This is a genomic window from Pseudomonas sp. NPDC089569 (assembly GCF_050280625.1).
GTDB lineage: Bacteria > Pseudomonadota > Gammaproteobacteria > Pseudomonadales > Pseudomonadaceae > Aquipseudomonas.
Window position 1 is genome coordinate 106,772 of sequence record NZ_JBNNVQ010000008.1, and the last position, 14,836, is coordinate 121,607.

Below are 14,836 nucleotides of genomic sequence, written 5' to 3' on the forward strand. Positions count from 1 at the left end.
TACAGGCGAACGCGTTTTCAATGGCGACGCATGACGTAAGGCCGTCTTCGCCGTAGGAGCCAGGCTTGCCGGCGAACGCGCTTTCGTGATCGCCACACGACGTCAGGCCGCTTTCGCCGGCAAGCCGCGACGCCTATAACAATTTCAGCATATTGCGATGCCGTGCTTCGAATATCCGCCGCATGTAGGCATTGACCACCAGCCTCTCCATCAGCGCACCGCCAATGGCCGAATAGGTCACTCGGTCGCTGTACAGCGTACCGCCCTCTCCCGCCGCTACCCTGTGTTCATGACGAAAGGCACGCAGCGGCCCCTTGAGCATTTCATCGACGAAATGACAGTCGCTGACTTCACGGATCACCACCGTCCAGTTCGCCGGAACGGCATTGAACATCCAGTGCCGAAAGCGGAACTGGCGGCCCGCTTCGATGCGCAAATCATGAGGGTCTACATGCCCCAGCGGCGTGACGCGTTCAGGGAAAATCTTTGGAAAATTCACGCCATCCAGACAAAAATCAAGCACCTGCGCCGGTGTGCGGCGAGGTATCAGCGTGGTGAGTTCCAGGGTAGGCATGGGGACACATTCCATTGGTCGATGAAGGGACTACCAAATAGCCAAATGCCAGTCGAAAGTAAATCGGTGAGCGGTCGTCGGCGAATCTTTTTGCAACAGTGTCGATTTGGCAAATCGCCAAGCGACCATACAGTGAATCTTTCATTTCCTGCGGAGATAGCACCATGCGATTCATGATCATCATCAAGGCCAGTCAGGATTCCGAAGCCGGCATCATGCCCAGCGAAGAACTGCTCACCGCCATGGGCAACTACAACGAAGAACTGGTCAAGGCCGGCATCATGCTCGCCGGCGAAGGCCTGCATCCCAGCAGCAAAGGCGCACGGGTACGCTTCAGTGGAGACAAGCGCACGGTCATTGACGGTCCTTTCGCCGAAACCAAGGAACTGATCGCCGGCTTCTGGCTGTGGAAAGTCAAATCCAGAGAAGAAGCCATCGAATGGCTCAAGCGCTGCCCCAACCCGATGCCGGGCACCGAACCCGAAATCGAGATTCGCCAGGTGTTCGAGGCCGAAGACTTCGGCGCGGAATTCACTCCGGAGTTGCGCGAACAGGAAGAGCGCATCCGGGCGCAGGCAAAAAACATCTGACGCCGGAATCGGGGCGTTCTCACGCTTCGGCGTGGGAACCTCCCCTTGAAACACCCCGCCTCCTTCCCCTCCGTTTTCCAGTACACAAACCAACAGGTTTTCTGTACGCAAAACCAACGAATTAATCCCTTCGACTGGCTAATTGGCCGTTAGCTGCTAGCGTCAACAAACGTGTCCTGCAGGCTTGACAGGAAATAGTTCTCAGCAACGGCCGCCAGTGCCGGCTCATTCAAACAGGTCACCAGGGAACCGGGGAGTCGTCATGTACACAATGGGGATACACGCCTCTGCGTGGGCGACTTCGTTCGTATTCTTCCTTCACCCGCAGGACGCTCGCTACACCGGCAACCCTCCGCGCCCCATGCGGGGAGTGAACCTGCCGCTTGACGACACGCCACAACACTTCACTGACCTCGCCGGGACCCGCCCCCTCCATCCGGGTGGCGGCACCGTGTGGAATTTGCGATTCACTCTCCCGAACGCCTCCATCGCAGGCCTGTTCACGCTCACGCCAGGCACTACGTCATTTTCGAATACTAAGGATTGAACTATGCAAGTTGCCCTTCGCGCAGTTGGTTTCAGCCTGATGACGATGTTCGTCAGTTGCGGAGTCGGTGCTCATGACCAGGTAAAGACCATCGACAATTCACAACCCTTGCCGGCCTTGGCGCACAACTCCCTTCAAGGTGTCCAGACTTTCGATAACAGCGTGCAGATCAAGCCATGACCAGACCTTTTGTAATGCGCGCCTTGCTGGTGATGTGCGTGACTGGCTCAAGCCCATTGGTGCTGGCGGTCGAGGGCGGCGTCGGTCGCCCGATCACCGGGCAACTGGTGTTCTCCAACGCCGGGATTGTGCCGCCGGAACCGGGTTGGGTGATGTCACTGAGCAGCATCTGGTACGAAGGGGACTTGAAGGGCAGCGCTCAGGTGCCGATTGGCGGCGACCTGAGTACCGGCCTGGATCTGAAGGTTTCCTACACCGTCGCCAACTTCACCCACATATGGGATACCGGCAAGGGCAGTTGGAACTATGCCTCGGCCATCGGTGTGCCGGTTCAATACGCCGACGTTTCGGTCAGTATCACCGGTCCCCGGGGTCGAACACTGGGCACCAACGACCAGGCCACCCAGTTCGCGGACATGCTGGTGACCCCCATCGCAGCGGGTTACCACTTCGATGCGGTCAACCACATCTCGTTTTCCCTGCCGATCTATGTGCCTACGGGTGCCTACGACGTCAATCGCCTGGTAAACGGCGGCCAGAACACCTACACCTTCATGCCCACCGTGGCGTTCACCCATCTGGATGGCAAGGGCGGCGAATTCACCCTGTCCAGCGGACTTGAGTTCTACACCGAAAACGACAAGACCGATTATCAGAACGGCGATCTGTTCACCTTCGACGCCCTGTGGACCCACGGTTTTGGCAATGGCTGGGCCGCCGGCCTGGTGGGGGGCTATATCCAGCAGATCAACGACGACAGCGGCGAAGGCGCAAGCAGTGGTTTCCGTGGACGCTCGGTAGGCGCCGGACCCGTGGTGGGCTGGACCGGAAAATTTGCCGATGCACAGGCCAATATCAGCCTGCGCTGGGTGCCGGAGTTCGACACCAAGAACCGGCCTGAAGGCAATGGCGTTGCGCTCAACATGACGCTGGCGTTTTTCTAGGCAACGAGGACCCCCCAATGACTGCACTCAATGACCTCAACGCCCTGCAGGCCAGCATCGCCGAGGCCGTGCTGGGCCAGGACCGGGTGATTCGGCAAATCCTGCTTGGCCTTTTGGCCAACGGGCATTTGCTGCTGGAAAGCCTGCCGGGCCTTGCCAAGACCCGCACGGTAAAAGCGCTGGCCCGGCACCTGGATGCCAAAATGAGCCGCATCCAGTTCACCCCGGACCTGCTGCCGTCGGACATCACCGGCGCCGAAGTGCTGCATCAGGTCGAAGGGAAAAACGAAATCCGTTTCCAGCCGGGCCCGTTGTTCGGCAACGTGATCCTTGCCGACGAAATCAACCGTGCCCCCGCCAAGGTCCAGGCCGCATTGCTTGAAGCCATGGAGGAACGCCAGATCACCGTCGCCGGCAACAGCCATGCATTACCGTCGTTGTTCATCGTCGTCGCGACCCAGAACCCGATCGAACAGGAAGGCACCTATCCGCTGCCCGAAGCGCAAATGGATCGTTTCCTGATGAAGGTGCTGCTGGATTACCCCACCGCCGAAAACGAAAGCCAGGTGCTGCGCCTGCTGCGCGACGAAGAACAGGCCCAAGGCACCAACACCACTGCGCCGCAGGGCTTTTCACTGACCCAGGAAGTGATCTTCGCCGCGCGCCGGGAAGTCAGCGCGGTACATGTCTCCCCGGCCATTGATCGCTACCTGATCGACCTGATCAACGCCACTCGCTACCCCGCCGACTTCGACGCCGACCTCGCTCGCTGGATCGCCATCGGTGCCAGCCCTCGCGGCGGCATCGGCCTGGACCGCTGCGCCCGTGCGGATGCCTGGTTGCAGGGTCAGGACTTCGTCTCACCGGACAACGTGCGCGCCGTGGTGCACCCGGTGCTGCGCCATCGCCTGCAATTGAGCTACGACGCCGTGGCCGACGGAGTGAGTGCCGATCAGGTGCTTGACCGTTTGCTCGACAAAGTCGCGATTCCCGCATGAACTACGACGGCCTGGTCTATGTCTCCCTGGCGCAGTTGATGGCGCTGGAGTTCAAGGCCCGTGACTTGAGTTTTGTATCGCGCCAGCCCCGGGGCAGCATCCTGGCCGGCAACCATGCCTCGCGCCTGCGGGGCCGTGGCTTGAATTTCGACGAGCTGCGCCGCTATCAACTCGGCGATGATTTGCGTCACCTCGATTGGCGCGCATCGTTGCGTACCGGCAAACCGGTGGTGCGCACCTTCACCGAAGAGCGCGATCGCCCGGCATTGATCCTGGTCGATCAGCGCATGAGCATGTTTTTCGGCTCGCAACGCAGCTTCAAATCCGCACTCGCCGCCGAGCTCGGCGCCCTGGCGGCGTGGATGGTATTCAACGCCGGTGACCGCGTCGGAGGGCTGGTATTCAACGACCTGCGCATCGACGCCGTTGCCCCCCTGCGCAGCCGCAAACGGGTCGAAGCGCTGTGCAGTCGCATCGCTTCACAAAACCTGGAGCTGAGCGCGACCAGCCCCGACGCCGAAGGCCAGGACCAGCTCGACAAGGTGTTGCAGCAATGCCTGGCCCTGGCCGGACACGACCATCTGATCTGTATCGTCAGCGATTTTGCCGGTGCCGGTGAACGCACCTTGCAACTGATGCGGCAATTGACGGCGCACAACGATGTCATCGCCATGCAGGTCTATGATCCGCTGGCGCTGAACCTGCCCAAGAACGGCCGCTTGCTGGTGACCCAAGGCCAGTTGCAGGTGGAACTGGCGGTGGAACGCCGGCAGGTGCACCAGCCACTGGGGGACTTTCTCAGCGGACGACTCAAGGACGTCGCCACCCTGCTGCGGCGTAGCCGAGTGCCATTGATGATGTTCAGCACCGCAAGCCCGGCGCATGAACAGTTGCGTACTGAACTGGGCAAGTTGAACGAGGGCCCGCGATGAACGCCAACGTGCCGAGCATCGAGCAACTCAAGGAAATGGCCTTGCCTGCTCCTGTCAGCTATGCGCCGCACACCTGGGGCTGGTGGGTGTTGCTGGGGCTGTTGATCGGTGCAGTGTTGCTGTTCGGGGCCCGGCGTTACTGGCAGTGGCGGCGTGATCGTTACCGGCGTGAAGCGCTGGTGCGACTGGCGCAGTTGCAACAGCGTGGTAATGACTTGAGTGCGCTGCGCGAGCTTGCGGAGGTGCTCAAGCGCGTGGCCCTCTCAATGCCGACCTCACCCCTTGTAGGAGCGAGGCTAGCCCGCGAAGAACGATTGCGCGGTTTACCTGAGGGACCGCAGCGTTTGCTTCGCGGGCAAGCCTCGCTCCTACAGGATCCTAGTGCATTGGGGGGCAAGGATTGGCAGGCATTTTTGCAACGGCACATCAAACAGCCCTTGCCGGATGACTTTGGCCAACAACTGTCACTGCTGGCCTATGCGCCGGACGCCGTCTTGCTCGCCTTGCCGAACGAGCAGCGCCAGCGACTGTTCATGACCTGCAAAACCTGGGTGGAGCATCATCGTGTGGCAGTTTGATTACCCCTGGCTGTTTTTACTGCTGCCGTTGCCATGGCTGGGTTATCGCTACCTGCCCGATTACCGGGAAGCGCGCAGTGCCGTGAGGGTGCCGTTCTTCGCCGCCATGAGCCGCGCAATCGGCCAGGTGCCGAGTCAGACCGGCACACGCAGTAACCGGTGGCAATTGCTGTTGAGCCTGATTGTCTGGGCGCTGTTGCTGGCAGCAGCCTGTCGGCCGGTTTATGTGGAAAAACCCATCGAGCGCCAGCAACCGGTACGCGACCTGATGCTGGCCATCGACATTTCGCAATCGATGGAGACCACCGATTTTACCGACGTCAACGGCCAGAAAATCAATCGTCTGGCAGCAGTCAAGGACGTGGTGCATGGCTTTATCGATAAACGCAAGGACGATCGCCTGGGCCTGATCGTGTTCGGCAGCGGCGCCTACCCCCAGGCTCCCTTGACCCTGGATCACGCCAGCCTGTCGCTGTTGCTGGACGATACCGGCATTGGCATGGCCGGCCCCAACACGGCCATAGGCGATGCCATTGGTTTGAGCCTGAAGCTTTTGGAGCAAGCCCGGGAGCAGGAAAAAGTCTTGATCCTGCTAACCGACGGCAATGACACCAGCAGCGCAATCACCCCCGACCACGCGGCGGCGATGGCAGCAGCCAAGGGCGTGGTCATCCACACCATCGGCATCGGCGATCCCGGTGCGACCGGAGAGTCCCGGGTCAACCTTCAAGGCTTGCAGCAAATCGCCAGCGCCACCGGTGGCAAATTCTTCCGGGCCGAAGACCGCAGCGCACTCGATCAGGTATACAGCACCCTCGACAAACTGACGCCACACCAGGTGAAAACCCTCAGCCACCAGCCGAAACGGGATCTGTTCTGGTGGCCTCTGGGCGCTGCACTCATGCTTCTGGCGCTCTATCACCTGGGCGCCTTGCTACGTCCGCGCCTGGTCGTGGCGCGCCAGCGGCAGGAGGCGTGAGGTGGAGATCAATCTCAGCGACTTTCATTTCCTGCGTCCACTGTGGTTACTGCTGCTGCCTTTCGCCGCCCTGCTGCCACTGCTATGGCGTCGCAGCCGTGATCTGCAGCGACAATTGCGCGGCAACATCGCCGAACACTTGCTCCCACACCTGCTGATCACCCCGCAGGATCACCAATGGCTGCGTCCGGTGCATTTGCTCAGCGCACTGCTGTCGTTCGGCGCATTGGCCGCTGCAGGGCCGACCTGGGAGCAGGACCGACCGGATTTCCTGGAGAACCGCGCGCCGCTGATCTTTGCCATTGATCTGTCGCCGTCAATGGACGCCACCGATGTCCAGCCGAGCCGGCTGGAAGCGGCCAAACACAAACTGCATGACCTGATTGCGCGCCGTGCCGGTGCGCGCAACGCACTGATCGCCTACGCCGGCAGCGCCCACCTGGTTTTGCCTGCGACCGACGATCCGGCCTTGCTCGATACCTTTATCCAGGCGCTGGGCACCGAACTGATCGACAAACCGGGAAAAGACGTCGGTGGGGTCATCGATCAGGCCAAACGCCTGCTGGCCGCTGAAAAGACACCGGGAACGCTACTGCTGATCACTGACGGGGCTGACACCTCGGCACTGACCGGGCTGGACAAACACCTGCAGGACAGCGACCTGCAGGTACTGATTCTGGCGGTCGGCAGCGAAGATGGCGGCATCATCCGCAATGCCGGTGGGCAAACACGCACCAACAGCGATGGTCGTCCGGCGCTGGGCAGTTTCGATCAGGCCGCGCTCAAGCAGCTCGCCTCAACACTGGATGCGCCCCTGGGCAGCCTGACGCTCGACAACGATGATCTGGACTGGGTCGAGCTGCATGCAGAACAGCATTTCCAGAGCGCAAGCGCTGATCAAAAGGAACTGCACTGGAAAGATGCTGGTTACTGGTTGTGCTGGCCGCTGCTCTTGATCGGATGGCTCTGCATACGCAAGGGTTGGAGCGTGAACTGGATGGCCGGCCTGCTGCTGACCATCGGCTTGGGGCTGCAACCGGCACCCGCGCACGCCAATGCGCTCACCGATGCCTTCTTCACCCCGGATCAGCAAGGCCGCTGGGCCTTCGAGCACGAACACTTCCCACGGGCTGCCGCACTGTTTGTCGATCCTTACTGGAAAGGCATCGCCGCCTACAACGCCGCCGACTATGACCTGGCACTGGCCAGCTTCGCGCGCCTGCAAACCCCTGAGGCGTATTTCTATCTGGGCAATATCTACGTGCGCCGTTTCAAGTTTGACGAGGCCATTGCGGCCTACACCCAGGCATTGAAATTAAAACCGCAGTTTCCGGAAGCCAGCGCGAACCTGGCCCTGGCCATGGCTTTGCAGAAAGACACCGAAAGTGCAGAAAAGAGCGCCCCCAAGATCAAGCCCGACGAAATCAAAATGGACAAGGCACCGGGTAAGGGCCAGAGCAAACCGCTGCAAAGCAAACGGGCGACATCGGATGAGCAGTGGTTGCAGAACCTCAGCACCTCGCCGGCGAAATTCCTGAAACAGAAGTTCAGCCTGCAGGATCAGGCGGGAGGCAAGCCATGAGCGACCTCCAAGACCCGGTCGCGGCCATCGCGAGCAGGCTCGCTCCCACAGTCGATCCGCGTTGTGGGAGCGAGCCTGCTCGCGATGGCGGTCGCTCTGTCGCCACAAAAATTTGCGGCTTGCTCATTGCCCTGATCAGCCTCAACACCCTGGCCGCCGACCCCGTGCTCAAGGTCCAGGCCACCCTGCAACCCGCCACGTCTCCCATGGTCGGCGGCCTTGTCGAACTGCAACTGGATGTCCTCACCGACACCTGGTTCACCGACGCCCCCACCCTGCCCGACCTCAAGTTGCCGGGTGCGCTGGTGATGCCGCCGGACGGTCATGCCGAACACCTGAACCAGACGCAGAACGGCACCTCGTTCAGTGGCATGCGATTCATCTACCTGATCACACCCAACGCCGCGCAGGATTACGACATTCCTGCCCTGACGGTGCGCGCCACGCCCGGCCAGGCCGCTGCCGAACTCAGCGCACAGAGCCAGCCCCTGCACTTTACCGCCACTGAACCACCCGGATTCAAGCCTGGCGACCCGGTGCTGGTTGCACAGGGATTGCGCCTCACCCAAACCATCATCAAGCCGGATACGCCGTTGAAAGTGGGTGACAGCCTGACCCGGCAATTGACCCTGCAAGCGGACGGCGCCCTGGCCATGTCTTTGCCAACGCCCGAATTGGGCGATATCAAGGGGCTGAGCCGTTACCCGAAAGCCCCGCAGGTGCAAGCGCTGGATGACGGTCGTGGCCATTTCACAGGTGGCCAGCGCATTGACAGCGCCAGCTACCGGATCGACCGCGAAGGCCACCACAGCCTGCCGCCCGTCGAAGTGAAATGGTGGGATACAAGTAGTCAACAGACCCGCATCGCAAAAGTCCCCGCCGTGGACTTCGAGGCAGCGGCCAATAGTGGCTATCGCCCGGTGTTCTCGATCAGTGAAGACCTGAAAAAACTCGGCCGGCAGCATCGCCTGCATCTGTCAGGACTTGCCCTGTGGCTGCCCCTGGCTTTGGTGGGTGTGGCATTGCTCGCCTGGTTTGCGCGTCCATGGGTCCATCGTGCGTACTTGCGCTTGCAGGCACGGCGCCGCGCCCGGCAGGACCAGTGGTTGGCTTCGAGCGATTACGCCTGGCGGCAAATTCCGGCGCAAATTGATAGCACACCGCCACAGCTGAGCGCCCTCTACCTGTGGACCCGACGCAGTCGCAAGGGCTTGAGATTGACCGGCATCGGTCCTCGCCTGCAAACGCTGCTACGCGCCTGCTATGGACGGGAACCGACCAGAGATCCGGCCTTGAAGCAACTCAAGGAATCCTTGTCTACGCTGCATAGTCAGGCCGCCTCCAATCAGGAAACAGTCGCTCCTGCGCTGCGACCACTCAACCCCATTCATGAGAAGGATTTCCCGGAATGAACCCGATCGTGCCGCGTCAATTTCATGGAATTGCATGGTTGCTGGCCCTGGCCCTGAGCCTGCCGCTACTGGCTCATGCCGCCGAGCCACTGGCGTCCTGGAATGACGGTCCGTCGAAGAAAAACATTATCGAGTTCGTCCAGGCCGTCACCGACCAGACCAGCAAGGACTTCGTCAAACCCGAAGAGCGCATCGCCGTGTTCGACAACGACGGCACCCTGTGGAGCGAACAGCCGATGTACTTCGAAGTGCTGTTTTCCATGGAAGAAATCAAACGCCTCGCGCCACAGCACCCGGAATGGAAAACCACCCAACCGTTCCAGGCCGTGCTGGAAAACGATCACAAGGCGCTGGCGGCCAGCGGCATGGAAGGCATCCTGAAAATCGTCGGGGCCACCCACACCGGCATGACCACCGAAGCCTTCGACGACTACGCCAGGACCTGGCTGACCCAGGCCCGTCACCCGAAAACCGGCAAGCCCTACACCGAAATGATCTTCCAGCCGATGCTGGAAATCCTCGACTACCTGCGCAGCCAGGGCTTCAAAACCTACATCGTCTCCGGTGGCGACACCGGATTCATGCGCGCCTTCGCCGACAAGGTCTACGGCATCCCGCCCGAGCAGGTCATCGGCACGACATTTGTCACGGCGTTCTCAATCAACGACGGCAAAGCGTCGATCCTGCGTACGCCCAAACTGGCCCACAACGATGACGGCCCGGGCAAACCGGAAAGCATCGACGCCGTGATCGGGCGCCGGCCGATTCTCGCCTTCGGCAATTCCGACGGCGATCTGCAAATGCTTCAGTGGACCGCCGCCGGTCCCGGCAAGCGCTTCATGGGGCTGGTCCACCACACCGACGCCACGCGTGAATGGGCCTATGACCGTCAATCGCAGATCGGTCGCCTGGACAAGGCCCTGGACGAGGCGAACAAACGTGGCTGGACAGTCGTCGACATGGCGTCGGAATGGCGCCGGATCTACCCCTACGACGACGCCACACCCAAGCAAGTGCAATAACAAAGCGTGACGCAGGACCGCAAAAAACGTTTGTCGCACCACGCGACGCTAGTGAGCATAAGGAGCCAGTCATATGACTCGCATACGCAAGTGGTTACCCAAGCTCGCCCTGGTGGCGACTTCGGTGATGGCGATCTCGGCAACTGCCGTGGCCGCCGATAAACCCAACATCCTGGTGATCTTCGGCGATGACGTTGGCCAGACCAACATCAGCGCCTACTCAATGGGAGTCGTTGGCTACAAGACGCCAAACATCGACCGTATTGCCAAGGAAGGCATGATGTTCACCGACTATTACGCGGAGAACAGTTGCACGGCCGGACGCTCGACATTCATCACCGGACAGTCGCCTCTGCGAACAGGCCTGTCCAAAGTGGGCGTGCCAGGTGCACCCGTCGGCCTGCAGGCGAGGGATGTCACCATTGCCCAGGCACTCAAGGCCCATGGCTATGCCACCGGCCAGTTCGGCAAGAACCACTTGGGCGACAAGGATGAATACCTGCCGACCAACCACGGGTTCGACGAGTTCTTCGGCAACCTGTATCACCTCAACGCAGAAGAAGAACCCGAGCGCCCCTATTGGCCCAAAAATGATGCTGCATTCGTCAAGGCGGCCTCACCACGCGGGGTGATCCACAGTTTCGCCGATGGCAAGATCGAGGACACCGGGCCGCTGAACAAGAAACGCATGGAAACCATCGATGACGAGACCACCCAGGCCGCCATCAATTTCATGGACAAGCAGGTCAAGGCAGACAAGCCGTTCTTCGTCTGGATGAACACCACGCGCATGCACGCCTTTACCCATGTGCGTGAATCGATGCAGGGTCAAAGCGGCATGGCCGGCAACGAGTATGCCGACGGCATGCTGGAACACGACGGTGATGTGGGCAAGCTGCTCAAAAGCCTCGATGACATGAAAGTCACCGACAACACCATCGTGGTCTACACCACCGACAACGGCCCGAACCAGTGGTCCTGGCCGGACGCGGCGACCACGCCGTTCCGCAATGAGAAAAACTCCAACTGGGAAGGTGCCTACCGGGTTCCGGCGATTGTTCGCTGGCCGGGCAAGATCAAGGCTGGCGAAGTCTCCAACCAGATGTTTTCCGGACTGGACTGGTTCCCGACCTTGTTGGCCGCAGTGGGCGATACCGATATCAAGGAGCGCCTGCTCAAGGGGACCGATGTCGGAGGGAAGAACTTCAAGGTCCACCTGGACGGTTACAACCAGCTGGACTACCTGACCGGCAAAGCCAACAAAAGTGCTCGTAGCGAGTTCTACTACTTCAACGATGATGGCGAACTGGTTTCCATGCGATATGACGACTGGAAAGTGGTCTTTTGCGAGCAACGTCAACCAGGTGGTTTCAAGGTCTGGAGTGAGCCTTTCGTCTGCCTGCGCGTTCCCAAACTCTTCAATCTGAGGATGGACCCGTACGAACGTGCGGACGTTGTGTCTGACCAGTACTACGACTGGTTGGCCAAAAACGACTACCTGCTGTTCAATGCCACGATGAAAGCTGCAGCCTTCCTGCAGACCTTTGTCGACTACCCGCCGAGCCAGCGCCCGGCGAGCTTCAGTATCGATCAGGTCCGCGCTGCGGTAGATGCGAAAATTGCTGAAAAAATGAAAGCTGCACAGTAAGACCGTTTGACTGCCGCTCGCCTTCATCGGCGAGCGGCCCTGCTTTCGACTTGGGACCGTGTCGACCTCTTCGCGAGCAGGCTCGCTCCCACAGGGATTTTGTATTGGCGAAGATCCAGTGTGGGAGCGAGCCTGCTCGCAAAAGGGCCGCAACAGTCGCAGGCTTATTTGAACAAGAACAAGGCAAACCTCAATGTCGTCACGTGTAGCCAGCAAGTCGTCGGCCATACCTGCTCCTCAAGTCGCCTCCCCGGCACTGTTTATCCCCGCTGTGTTGCTGTGCATCTCCGGCGCTGCCGCGCTGGTGTATCAGGTGCTTTGGATCAAGCAGCTGTCCCTGGTGATCGGCGTCGAGGTGTTTGCCATCACCACCGGCATCAGTGCGTTCTTCGCCGGCCTGGCCATTGGCGGCTGGCTGTTCGGGCGCTGGGCCGACCGTTTGCGGCAACCGGTCCTGCTCTATGCCGGGCTCGAGGTGCTGGTGGCGCTGCTTGGGGTTGGAGCAACGGTTGCCTTGAGCCTGGCCGCCGGCCCCTTCGCCTGGCTGCAACAACAGGTCGGCCTGCTGGCCTGGGTGTTGCCGTTCACGTTGGTGGGTATGCCTGCGGTGTTGATGGGCGGCACCCTGCCGGTGCTGGTGCGCTCGCTGGCGACCAACCCCGGTAAGGCCGGTGGCCAGTTGTACGCGGCCAATACCCTGGGGGCGATTGTTGGCACCTTGCTCGCCGCTTTCGTGCTCATTGCGACCCTCGGGGTACGCGGCAGCGCCATGGCCGCGGCGATGCTCAATCTGCTGGCCGCCGCCGGGGCATTGTGGCTACAGCGCCAACAGCCGCTGCAGGATGAAGTGGCCCACAAGCCTCACGCCGAGAAAGCGCCGGACCGCACCGCGCTGTGGCTGTACGCCATCGCCGGTGGCGTGGCCCTGGGCTATGAGGTGGTCTGGTCGCAATCGATCGTGCAATTCATGAGTACCCGCACCTATGCCTTTGCCGTGGTGCTGGCGACCTACCTCACCGGGCTGTTCCTGGGCAGTGCGCTGCTTGCCCGGCGGATCGATCGCCTGCGCGATCCCTGGGGTGTCTTCGGCCTGCTGATCGCCGGTGCCGGATTGATCGCGCTGCTGGAAATGGCCTTGCTCGGCCGCTGGCTGATCGTGGCGCAAAGCCTGGCAGAAGGCTGGGTGCTGTCATGGGGTGGCAGCGAGCTGGCCGGCATGAGCACACGTTTCGCGGTGGCGGCCTTGAGCATCGTGTTCGTTCCGACCTTGCTGCTTGGCGCCGCATTCCCGCTGGCGCTGCGTTTGAGTGTCGGCCACGAGCGAGTGGGCCGCGATGTCGGCGCGGTGGTCGCATTCAACACATTGGGCGGGATTGTCGGGGTGATGCTGTGCGGTTTCGTGTTGATTCCGCTGCTGGGCCTGGTGCGAACACTGGGCCTTTTGGCCATCGTCGCCGCCGGCATCGGCTATTTCGCCGTGCGCAAGGGCCATGGGGTCAAGAAAGGCCGGCGCCAGGCAGTGGCCGCGCTTGGTTTGCTGTCCGTCGCCCTGGCTGTGTTGACGCCGATGGACAAACTCGCCGGCCTGCTGCCCGGCGCCCGCAACGGCACCCTGACGTTCTATGAGGAGGGGCGCGGTGGCACGGTCGCGGTGGTGTCTCAGGGCAAGGGGGAGAAAGCCTTCCAGCGCTTGTACATCCAGGGTGTATCGAACACTGGCGATGCCATGCCGTCGCTGCGCTACATGCGCATCCAGGCGCTGTTGCCGCTGCTGATCCACAACGCCGAGCCGCGCTCGGCGCTGGTCATCGGTTTCGGCACCGGTATCACCGCCGGCGCCCTGACCCGCTATCCGGGCCTGGAACACCGGGTCGTCGCCGAACTGCTGCCCTCGGTGGTCAAGGCTGCGCCCTTGTTCAAGGGCAACTTCAATGCCGGCAGCGACCCCAACGTCGACGTTCGCCTGCGCGATGGCCGCCAGGAACTGCTGCGCAACCCGCAGCGCTATGACCTGATCACCCTGGAGCCGCCACCGCCTTCCGCTGCCGGCGTGGTCAATCTGTATTCCCGGGACTTCTATCAATTGGCCGCCAGCCGTTTGCAGAAACAGGGCCTGGTCGCCCAATGGCTGCCGCTGTCGACGCAGAACATCGACGATTCTCGCTCGCTGGTACGCAGTTTCCTCGATGTGTTCCCCTACGCCACGCTGTGGACCAGCGAATTCCACGAGATGCTGCTGGTGGGCTCGCTGGAGCCGATCGAGCTGGATACCGCGAAAATCAGTCAACGCTTCCAGCAGGAGAGCGTGCGCAGTACCTTGCAGGATGTCGGTATCGGCTCGGCTGCCGCCCTGCTCGCCACCTGGGTGACGGATCGTGCCGGACTCGAACGCTTTGCCGCCGACGCATTGCCGGTCACCGATGACCAGCCGCGCATCGAGTACGCGCCGTGGGTCCGTGCGAAGGAAATCACCCGGGTGCTGCCGGTGTTGCTGGGCACCCATAGCGCCCCGCCACTGGTGAACGCCGATGACGGTTTCATCGAACGGATGAACACGCACCACAAACGCCTGATGCAGTTCTATCGTGCCAGCCTGCATGCCTACGACGGCGATAGGGATGCCTGGGCCAGTGATATTCGCGAGGTCATGAGCGGGGACTCGGCCAATCCGTACTATCGATGGTTTGTCGGGCAATAGGGCATCGCCTGACAAATCGCCATCGCGAGCAGGCTCGCTCCCACAGTTGTTGGCAAACCTTGTGGGAGCCAGCCTGCTCGCGATGGGGGCACCCGCCCCAATACATGACCATTTGACACACGCCGGTCATCCGGCAAAGCTTCAACGTGCTG

The 14,836-nt window shown here is 61.2% G+C and carries 13 protein-coding genes; 12 read left to right on the top strand and 1 reads right to left on the bottom strand.

The genetic code is table 11. The features are described 5' to 3' along the window. Positions 1-133: 133 nt before the first annotated feature. Positions 134-574, bottom strand: coding sequence for a polyketide cyclase (locus tag ACQKP2_RS06300; RefSeq protein WP_427575264.1), 441 nt, complete (start codon positions 572-574; stop codon positions 134-136). 164 nt (positions 575-738) lie between these two features. Here ACQKP2_RS06300 and ACQKP2_RS06305 point away from each other — a divergent pair, with 164 nt between their 5' ends. From ACQKP2_RS06305 to ACQKP2_RS06360, 12 genes are all read left to right on the top strand, one after another. Further along, positions 739-1,164: a YciI family protein gene (locus ACQKP2_RS06305; RefSeq protein WP_427575266.1), complete on the top strand. Its 426-nt coding sequence runs from the start codon at positions 739-741 to the stop codon at positions 1,162-1,164. 550 nt (positions 1,165-1,714) lie between these two features. After that, positions 1,715-1,891 (top strand): hypothetical protein, encoded by a 177-nt coding sequence (locus ACQKP2_RS06310; protein WP_427575267.1) that lies wholly within the window; start codon positions 1,715-1,717, stop codon positions 1,889-1,891. Beyond that, positions 1,888-2,835, top strand: a complete 948-nt coding sequence (locus ACQKP2_RS06315) for a SphA family protein (protein ID WP_427575268.1) — start codon at positions 1,888-1,890, stop codon at positions 2,833-2,835. Before ACQKP2_RS06310 ends, ACQKP2_RS06315 begins: the two co-directional genes overlap by 4 nt. Before the next feature lie 17 nt (positions 2,836-2,852). Beyond that, the gene (locus ACQKP2_RS06320) at positions 2,853-3,833 is read left to right on the top strand and encodes an AAA family ATPase (RefSeq protein ID WP_427575269.1); all 981 of its coding nucleotides are present in this window, start codon (positions 2,853-2,855) and stop codon (positions 3,831-3,833) included. Continuing rightward, entirely contained in the window at positions 3,830-4,765 is a 936-nt protein-coding gene (locus ACQKP2_RS06325) for a DUF58 domain-containing protein (protein ID WP_427575271.1), read from the top strand. The genes ACQKP2_RS06320 and ACQKP2_RS06325 overlap by 4 nt, the downstream gene beginning before the upstream one ends. Continuing rightward, on the top strand, positions 4,762-5,343 hold the full coding sequence (locus tag ACQKP2_RS06330; protein ID WP_427575272.1) for a DUF4381 domain-containing protein: 582 nt from the start codon (positions 4,762-4,764) through the stop codon (positions 5,341-5,343). The genes ACQKP2_RS06325 and ACQKP2_RS06330 overlap by 4 nt, the downstream gene beginning before the upstream one ends. Continuing rightward, complete coding sequence (locus ACQKP2_RS06335) at positions 5,330-6,322, top strand: vWA domain-containing protein (RefSeq protein ID WP_427575274.1); 993 nt, start codon at positions 5,330-5,332, stop codon at positions 6,320-6,322. Before ACQKP2_RS06330 ends, ACQKP2_RS06335 begins: the two co-directional genes overlap by 14 nt. A 1-nt stretch (position 6,323) precedes the next feature. Then, positions 6,324-7,904 (top strand): VWA domain-containing protein, encoded by a 1,581-nt coding sequence (locus tag ACQKP2_RS06340; RefSeq protein ID WP_427575276.1) that lies wholly within the window; start codon positions 6,324-6,326, stop codon positions 7,902-7,904. Beyond that, positions 7,901-9,316, top strand: a complete 1,416-nt coding sequence (locus ACQKP2_RS06345) for a hypothetical protein (protein ID WP_427575277.1) — start codon at positions 7,901-7,903, stop codon at positions 9,314-9,316. The genes ACQKP2_RS06340 and ACQKP2_RS06345 overlap by 4 nt, the downstream gene beginning before the upstream one ends. After that, positions 9,313-10,338, top strand: a complete 1,026-nt coding sequence (locus ACQKP2_RS06350; RefSeq protein WP_427575279.1) for an HAD family hydrolase — start codon at positions 9,313-9,315, stop codon at positions 10,336-10,338. The genes ACQKP2_RS06345 and ACQKP2_RS06350 overlap by 4 nt, the downstream gene beginning before the upstream one ends. Positions 10,339-10,411: 73 nt before the next feature. Beyond that, a complete protein-coding gene (locus ACQKP2_RS06355) occupies positions 10,412-11,986 on the top strand; it encodes an arylsulfatase (RefSeq protein ID WP_427575281.1) in 1,575 nt (524 codons plus the stop codon). Positions 11,987-12,179: 193 nt separating this feature from the next. Further along, on the top strand, positions 12,180-14,684 hold the full coding sequence (locus ACQKP2_RS06360; RefSeq protein ID WP_427575283.1) for a fused MFS/spermidine synthase: 2,505 nt from the start codon (positions 12,180-12,182) through the stop codon (positions 14,682-14,684). Positions 14,685-14,836 lie beyond the last annotated feature (152 nt).

What these genes read in the sequence shown, in the direction of transcription:
- ACQKP2_RS06300 (WP_427575264.1), bottom strand. Translation starts at nt 574, where the DNA reads ATGCCTACCCTGGAACTCACCACGCTGATACCTCGCCGCACACCGGCG.
- ACQKP2_RS06305 (WP_427575266.1), top strand. Translation starts at nt 739, where the DNA reads ATGCGATTCATGATCATCATCAAGGCCAGTCAGGATTCCGAAGCCGGC.
- ACQKP2_RS06310 (WP_427575267.1), top strand. Translation starts at nt 1,715, where the DNA reads ATGCAAGTTGCCCTTCGCGCAGTTGGTTTCAGCCTGATGACGATGTTC.
- ACQKP2_RS06315 (WP_427575268.1), top strand. Translation starts at nt 1,888, where the DNA reads ATGACCAGACCTTTTGTAATGCGCGCCTTGCTGGTGATGTGCGTGACT.
- ACQKP2_RS06320 (WP_427575269.1), top strand. Translation starts at nt 2,853, where the DNA reads ATGACTGCACTCAATGACCTCAACGCCCTGCAGGCCAGCATCGCCGAG.
- ACQKP2_RS06325 (WP_427575271.1), top strand. Translation starts at nt 3,830, where the DNA reads ATGAACTACGACGGCCTGGTCTATGTCTCCCTGGCGCAGTTGATGGCG.
- ACQKP2_RS06330 (WP_427575272.1), top strand. Translation starts at nt 4,762, where the DNA reads ATGAACGCCAACGTGCCGAGCATCGAGCAACTCAAGGAAATGGCCTTG.
- ACQKP2_RS06345 (WP_427575277.1), top strand. Translation starts at nt 7,901, where the DNA reads ATGAGCGACCTCCAAGACCCGGTCGCGGCCATCGCGAGCAGGCTCGCT.
- ACQKP2_RS06350 (WP_427575279.1), top strand. Translation starts at nt 9,313, where the DNA reads ATGAACCCGATCGTGCCGCGTCAATTTCATGGAATTGCATGGTTGCTG.
- ACQKP2_RS06355 (WP_427575281.1), top strand. Translation starts at nt 10,412, where the DNA reads ATGACTCGCATACGCAAGTGGTTACCCAAGCTCGCCCTGGTGGCGACT.
- ACQKP2_RS06360 (WP_427575283.1), top strand. Translation starts at nt 12,180, where the DNA reads ATGTCGTCACGTGTAGCCAGCAAGTCGTCGGCCATACCTGCTCCTCAA.